At 60.4% G+C, this 6,131-nt stretch carries 9 protein-coding genes and 1 pseudogene; 7 read left to right on the forward strand and 3 right to left on the reverse strand.

Features of this window, described 5'->3' with window-relative positions:
- Nucleotides 1–401: 401 nt before the first annotated feature.
- Both CFE428DRAFT_RS40720 and CFE428DRAFT_RS32490 read right to left on the reverse strand, forming a co-directional pair.
- Nucleotides 402–536 (reverse strand): hypothetical protein, encoded by a 135-nt coding sequence (locus tag CFE428DRAFT_RS40720; protein ID WP_006984005.1) that lies wholly within the window; start codon nt 534–536, stop codon nt 402–404.
- Nucleotides 537–550: 14 nt separating this feature from the next.
- Nucleotides 551–838, reverse strand: a complete 288-nt coding sequence (locus CFE428DRAFT_RS32490; RefSeq protein ID WP_006984006.1) for a 4a-hydroxytetrahydrobiopterin dehydratase — start codon at nt 836–838, stop codon at nt 551–553.
- Between the two features lie 173 nt (nt 839–1,011).
- Here CFE428DRAFT_RS32490 and CFE428DRAFT_RS32495 point away from each other — a divergent pair.
- From CFE428DRAFT_RS32495 to CFE428DRAFT_RS32525, 7 genes and pseudogenes are all read left to right on the forward strand, one after another.
- A pseudogene (locus tag CFE428DRAFT_RS32495) lies at nt 1,012–2,019 on the forward strand (PLP-dependent cysteine synthase family protein).
- Between the two features lie 353 nt (nt 2,020–2,372).
- On the forward strand, nt 2,373–2,987 hold the full coding sequence (locus tag CFE428DRAFT_RS32500; protein ID WP_202797546.1) for a CAP domain-containing protein: 615 nt from the start codon (nt 2,373–2,375) through the stop codon (nt 2,985–2,987).
- 157 nt (nt 2,988–3,144) lie between these two features.
- Nucleotides 3,145–3,903, forward strand: a complete 759-nt coding sequence (gene pyrH / locus CFE428DRAFT_RS32505) for a UMP kinase (RefSeq protein ID WP_006984010.1) — start codon at nt 3,145–3,147, stop codon at nt 3,901–3,903.
- Nucleotides 3,904–3,912: 9 nt separating this feature from the next.
- Nucleotides 3,913–4,473 carry a ribosome recycling factor gene (frr, locus tag CFE428DRAFT_RS32510; RefSeq protein ID WP_006984011.1) on the forward strand — a complete coding sequence of 187 codons (561 nt, stop codon included), beginning with the start codon at nt 3,913–3,915 and terminating at the stop codon, nt 4,471–4,473.
- Nucleotides 4,474–4,481: 8 nt separating this feature from the next.
- Nucleotides 4,482–4,730 carry a hypothetical protein gene (locus CFE428DRAFT_RS32515; RefSeq protein WP_157447728.1) on the forward strand — a complete coding sequence of 83 codons (249 nt, stop codon included), beginning with the start codon at nt 4,482–4,484 and terminating at the stop codon, nt 4,728–4,730.
- A gap of 99 nt (nt 4,731–4,829) precedes the next feature.
- Nucleotides 4,830–5,021 carry a hypothetical protein gene (locus tag CFE428DRAFT_RS32520; protein WP_042726299.1) on the forward strand — a complete coding sequence of 64 codons (192 nt, stop codon included), beginning with the start codon at nt 4,830–4,832 and terminating at the stop codon, nt 5,019–5,021.
- Nucleotides 5,022–5,107: 86 nt separating this feature from the next.
- The gene (locus CFE428DRAFT_RS32525; RefSeq protein WP_006984014.1) at nt 5,108–5,545 is read left to right on the forward strand and encodes a metallophosphoesterase family protein; all 438 of its coding nucleotides are present in this window, start codon (nt 5,108–5,110) and stop codon (nt 5,543–5,545) included.
- A gap of 74 nt (nt 5,546–5,619) precedes the next feature.
- Here CFE428DRAFT_RS32525 and CFE428DRAFT_RS40195 read toward each other — a convergent pair.
- The coding region (locus CFE428DRAFT_RS40195) for a bifunctional nuclease family protein (RefSeq protein WP_474373880.1) at nt 5,620–6,131 on the reverse strand (512 nt) is incomplete at its 5' end.

The raw sequence follows: 6,131 nt of genomic DNA on the forward strand, positions 1-6,131 counted from the left end.
CCGACCTTGACTTCGACGTCGCCGAGAAGATCGATACCCTCGTCGACGAATAAGCGACGAGCGCGTGATGTCCGAACCCACGCCCCTCCGCAAGATCGTCAGCGCGCTGGTCGCGCTCGCGCTTGCCGAGGCTGTGTTGTGGTTTGTGGAGTGGCGTAGTGCACCGCCTTCACCGCCCCAGGTGGAGATCCCGGGCAAATTGAGGAGGACCCCTCCCAGTGAGCCGCAGCCGAATTCACCGGTGTCTCTACTGACCAAAGATGTGGGTAATGCTTAGGGTGCTCCGCCGCTTTTCGATAGTCGGCTCCCAAAGCGGCGGAGCTGCGCCGCACTCGAAAACGCTGCCGCGATGGGCCTCGTCTAGCGGAATGCGTGAGCACACCGACGGTTCGCATCGTCCTCTATTTGCCCGGAATCTCCACCTGGGGCGGTGGAGGCGGTGCACTACGCCACTCCACAAACCACCACACCGCCCCGGCAAGCGCGAGCGCGACCAGCGCGCTGACGATCTTGCGGAGGGGCGTGGGTTCGGACATCACGCGCTCGTCGCTTATTCGTCGACGAGGGTATCGATCTTCTCGGCCACCTCGAAGTCGAGGTCGGTCAGACCGCCTTCGCTGTGGGTCGAAAGCCGCAGCGTCACTTTGCTGTAGCGGATGTCGATTTCCGGATGATGATCGTCTTCCTCGGCGATTTCGGCCACGCCATTCACAAACTCGATGGCTTGCGAAAAGTCATCGAACTCGAAGGCACGTTCGATGTGCTTTTTGTCGTGGTCCCAGTTGGGCAATTTTTTGAGCCACGATTTGATGTCTTGAGCGTTGAGCAGGTCGGCCATAAGTCGGTTGGGTTGGGTTCGAGGGAGAGGTAGCACTCGGCCTTCGCAATTCAAAAAGAAAATGCGTTTCTTTCGGTCCGAGCCGGTAAAAAATATAAGCATCTTGCCTTATCCCCACTAGGGGAGTAGGAAAACCACCCCTTCACTGACGAACCTTCAGCCAACAAATTCTTATGGGTAAACTCTACAACAACATCATTGAGACCGTCGGCCGCACCCCCCTGGTGAAACTGAACAAGATTCCCGCCAGCCTCGGCGTGGATCCCAGCACGACCGTCGCGCTCAAGCTCGAATACTTCAATCCGCTCGGCAGCGTGAAGGACCGTATCGGCATGGCCATGATCGAGGACGCCGAAAAGCGCGGCGTGATCAATAAGGACACCGTCATCATCGAACCGACCAGCGGGCAACACCGGCATTCCGCGCTGGCCTTCGTCGCCGCCGCCGAAAGGCTACAAGCTCATCCTCTGCATGCCCGGAGACGGCTTTCGCTCGAGCGCCCGCACGCTGCTCGCCATGCTCGGGCGGCCAAGCTGGGTGCTCACCCCCGGGCGCAGAAGGCATGAAAGGGGGCCATCGCCCGCGCCGAGGAGCTGGCCAAGAACACGCCGCACTCCTGGATTCCCCAGCAGTTCGACAACCCGGCCAACCCGGAGATTCACAAACGGACCACGGCCGAGGAACTGTGGGAAGATACCGACGGCAAGATCGACATCCTCGTTTCAGCGGTCGGCACCGGCGGCACCATCACCGGTGTCACCGAAGCCCTCAAGCCCCGCAAAGCGTCTTTCGTCGCCATTGCCGCGGAACCCAAGGATTCAGCGGTCATCTCGCAGACCCTCGCCGGCCAGCCGCTCAAGCCCGGCCCGCACAAGATCCAAGGTCTCGGCGCCGGCTTCATTCCGAAGAACCTGCACCTCAAGGACAGCGCGGGGAACCCGCAGATCGTCGAGTGCATCCAGGTGACCAACGATGACTCCTTCGCCATCGCCCGCAGTCTGGCCAAGGAAGAGGGCATCCTCTGCGGTATCAGCACCGGGGCCAACGTCTGGGCCGCCTGCCAGGTGGCCAAGCGCCCGGAAAACAAGGGCAAGCTGATCGTGACGATCGCCTGCTCCACCGGCGAACGCTACCTCTCCACCGCCCTGGCGGCTGACGCGAAGGCGGAAGTCGGCGGCTAAGGACCACCCTTTCCAGAGTAAACTTCAGAAAAGCGCGCATTGGGAAACCGATGCGCGCTTTTTCTTGCACTCATCGGGCAGGGTTTCTCAAAATTGAGCGGCTCGCCCTCCAAGCAGGTTCCGCATCGACGGAACTCGTATTCGTATTTATACGAATTCAGGAGCTCCACTCACTCGGTTTTGCACCGCAGAATCGATCCTGCGCACATCCGCTTCTATCTGATTTTCAATCCCTTACATCCATTTCACAGCACCCCGAAGAGCGTTCCTCCAAAAGCCCCGTCACAACCTCCTCCATTTTCTCAATAGCAGGGCATATGACTCCTTGGCATCAACCCTGCTTTACAGAAATTGTGAAATTTCTTACGCGTCTTCTGGTTCTCGCTCTTGCGCCGCTGGCCGTTCACGCCAGCGATTTATCGGAACAGGTTCTTGCCGAAATCAATCTCGCCCGGACCGCGCCGCAGCAATACGCCCAGATCGTCGCCAGCCAGGCAGGCAACTCTCACGGTGGAGAAGGAGACCGCGCCGTCGCCGAAGCCGTCCACTTTCTCCAAAAGGCCCGCCCGCTGCCGCCCCTCACCCCCTCGACCGGCATGTCCCGCGGCGCGCTGAGCTACGTTCTCGAATCCGGCCCCACCGGCGGCCGAGGCCACCGCGGCGCCGATGGCAGTCTCCCGTGGGATCGCATGGCCCGCTTCGGCCGCCAGATCGGCCAGGCCGGCGAGAACATCGACTACGGCGTGCATGACGCCCGCGCGATCGTCATCCGCCTCATCGTCGACGACGGCGTCCGCGACCGCGGTCACCGCAAGAACATCTTCAGCAGCAGCTACCACGTCGCCGGAGCGGCCACGGGCTACCACGCTACCTACGGCGCCATGTGCGTCATCGATTTCGCCGGCGGCTACGTCGAAGGCGAACACGGCCGGGTCGCGGCGCGTTCCATGCCGTTCAGCATGCTCTAAGAACAAAGACCAAGCTTCATAACCTGGAGCCAAGTGGCGCCACACTCGTCCCGCCTCGTCGGGGCGGTGGCCACTTGGCTCTTGTTCTTTTTCCAGCACTCTCCGTGGCGCTTTTCCCTTCCCAAGTCCCGCGCGCTTCGTGTTTGATCTGCGCGCGATGCCCAAGCCGACCGCCCGTTCCAAAAACGCCAAAAGTCTCAAGCCCAAATACAAGCGCATCGTCCTCAAGCTGAGTGGCGAAGCGCTCAAGGCGCGCGGCAGCATGGACAATATCTCGCCGGAGATCGTCCATCAGGTCTGCACCCAGATCAAGGAAGTGCACGAACTCGGTGTCGAAGTCGCCGTCGTCATCGGCGGCGGCAACATCTGGCGCGGCCTCTCCGCCCACCACCGCGGTATGGAACGCGCCACCGCGGATTACATGGGCATGCTGGCCACCGTCATCAATGGCCTCGCCCTGCAGAGCGCCCTCGAGCAAATGGGCATGACCACTCGCGTCCACACCGCCATCCGCATGGACAACGTCGCCGAGCCCTTTATCCGCCGGCGCGCCATTGATCAGCTCAACGAACGCAAAATCGTCATCTTCGTCGCCGGCACCGGCAACCCCTTCTTCTCCACCGACACCACCGCCGCCCTGCGCGCCAATGAAATCGGCGCCGAGGTCATCTTGAAAGCGACCAAGGTCGATGGCATTTACACTGCGGATCCCTTTAAAGATCCCAAGGCGACCAAGTACGACCGGATCACCTATAGTGAAGCGCTCGGCAAGCGGCTTTCCGTGATGGATTCCACCGCCTTCAGCCTTTGCATGGACAACAAAATGCCGATTATCGTTTTCGACATGATGAAGTCCGACAACATCAAGCGCGTCGTCCTCGGCAAGGCCGTGGGTACGCTCGTCACCTCTGAATAATTTTTCGCCATGGATCCCGATGAAACTCTCCTCGAAACCGAAGCCTCTATGGAAAAGGGCTTTGAATACATGCAGCACGAATTTGCCGCCGTCCGCACCGGCAAGGCATCACCTGCGCTCGTCGAAAATATCGACGTCGAAGCCTACGGCTCGCAGATGAAGCTGAAGCAGCTCGCACTCATCACGACGCCTGAGCCGCGCCTCCTCGTCATCCAGCCCTTCGACGGCAGCACCACCAAGGATATCGAAAGAGCGATCAAGGAATCGAAGATCGGCATCAATCCCGCCGTCGACGGCAAGATCATCCGCCTGCCCATTCCCGCGCTCTCCGAAGAGCGCCGCAAGGACCTCGTCAAAGGCATCAAGCAAATGGCCGAGGAAGCGCGTGTGCGCATCCGCTCGGCCCGCCGCGACGGCATCGACGGCCTGAAGAAAGCGCAGAAGGACGGCAAGATCACCGAGGACGATCTCGAGAGCTACGAAAAGGAAATCCAGAAACTGACCGACGGCTTCACCAAGAAGATCGACGACGCCGTCAACGCCAAGGAAGCCGATATCCTCAAAGTCTGATGCCCGCCATGCGTTCCGTCCTGCCCGCTTTACTGCTCATCGCCAGCCTCGCCACGGCGGGGGCTGTCGTCACCAATACCACCAAGGCCCCGAACGCTACGGTTCCGACGCCGACCAACGGCATCGTTCGCCTCGCCCCGGACTTCACCTTCCCGAGCATCGGCAAAAACCAGTCGTTGCGCGGCGTGCGCGGTCAGCCGGGTCGTGCTCATCATCGCGAAGTCGCCGAAGAGCCCGCGAATTCAAGGCCCAGTTGAAAGTCCTCAAGACGATCTACCAGCAGTTCGCCAACAAGCAGGTCATCTTCGTCGCCGCTTTCACCGGCGAACCCGGCCCCATCATGTCGGACATTCCGTTTGTCATCGCCAACAACGGCCCCGGGCGTCGCCGCGGCCTACGGAGTGCCCGACAAGCAGAAGATCACCATCGCCATCATCGGCAAGGATGGGAACCTGGATTACCAGACGAACCAGGTGCTCAACGCCAACCGCGTGCGCGACGTGGTGCAGAATTCCTACGCCGTGCAGGCGACCACGGGGCGGTTGTAGGGGAGTAAGCAGTGGTCAGTATTCAGTATTCAGTGAAGAATGACTGATTACTAATTACTAATTACTGATCACTTTTTGCCACTCCCATGCGGATCGCCGTCATCTCCGACACGCATGATCGCCTGCCGGGACACGTCTCCGCCGCCATCGCCGATGCCGATGAGATCTGGCACCTCGGCGACGTGTGCATGCCGTCGATCCTCGATACGCTGCAAGTGCTCGGCCCGAAATTGCGAGTCGTGCGCGGCAATTGCGACGAGTGCGCCGCCTGGCCACTCACCCTCGATTTCGAACTCGCCGGGCATCGCTTTCACCTCGAGCACATCCCCTCGCGCGTCGCGCCCAAGGGCAGCGATTTTTTCCTGCACGGCCACACCCATGTCCCGCGTGATGAGACCATCCATGGCGTGCGCTTCCTGAATCCCGGTTGCATCACCCGACCCAACCGCGGCGCACCAGCGAGCTATGCGTGGCTGAGATTGAAAGAGAAGCTGGCCGTCGAGTGGGAGCTGGTGCGGGTGTAAGCGCATCCCTCCGCAGGGCCGACGCTCACGAGATGTGATCGCAGCGGATGCGCGAAGCGTCCAAAAAAAACGCGTCATTCTGAGCGGAGCGGGGAAGCATGGGCGGAGTCGAAGAACCTCTGACTTCCGGGGGTTTTCGCGCGGAGCTCCTCCCATTCCAACACCATCACGCGCCCGTTCTTCGCTCGACTTTCCATTTCATGCGCTCGGGGGCGTTCCTTGGGAGTGTCGTTCAGGAACATGGCAATGGCCGCGCCCACGCTTTCGTCCACATAGATGACGAATACCTTTTCCTCGTTGCCGATAAAAACCGCCCGGCCCGAGTTGAACGGGAGTACGGTGCGAATTTCGACCGGAATCACAGGCTTATTCATGCTGCGGAAATGTCGGGCGTAGGGTGGCCGGTGTCGAGGGCGAAGAGAAGGGGAGATGGGAACATCCAACATCCAACACCCAACGCCCAACATCCAATGAAGGGACCGCCGCGATTGCTCTTTTTTTGTGGAAAATCGTTCGCCGACGCTACCATCGAAGAAGCACACGTGAGGCTGCGCCCATTGGATGTTGGGCGTTGGGTGTTCGATGT

The organism is Chthoniobacter flavus Ellin428 (assembly GCF_000173075.1).
GTDB classification, from domain to species: Bacteria; Verrucomicrobiota; Verrucomicrobiia; order Chthoniobacterales; family Chthoniobacteraceae; genus Chthoniobacter; species Chthoniobacter flavus.

Bases quoted from the DNA above. Each gene is read 5' to 3' on its own strand.
- CFE428DRAFT_RS40720 (WP_006984005.1), bottom strand. From the start codon at position 536: ATGTCCGAACCCACGCCCCTCCGCAAGATCGTCAGCGCGCTGGTCGCG.
- CFE428DRAFT_RS32490 (WP_006984006.1), bottom strand. From the start codon at position 838: ATGGCCGACCTGCTCAACGCTCAAGACATCAAATCGTGGCTCAAAAAA.
- pyrH (WP_006984010.1), top strand. From the start codon at position 3,145: ATGCCCAAGCCGACCGCCCGTTCCAAAAACGCCAAAAGTCTCAAGCCC.
- frr (WP_006984011.1), top strand. From the start codon at position 3,913: ATGGATCCCGATGAAACTCTCCTCGAAACCGAAGCCTCTATGGAAAAG.
- CFE428DRAFT_RS32515 (WP_157447728.1), top strand. From the start codon at position 4,482: ATGCGTTCCGTCCTGCCCGCTTTACTGCTCATCGCCAGCCTCGCCACG.
- CFE428DRAFT_RS32525 (WP_006984014.1), top strand. From the start codon at position 5,108: ATGCGGATCGCCGTCATCTCCGACACGCATGATCGCCTGCCGGGACAC.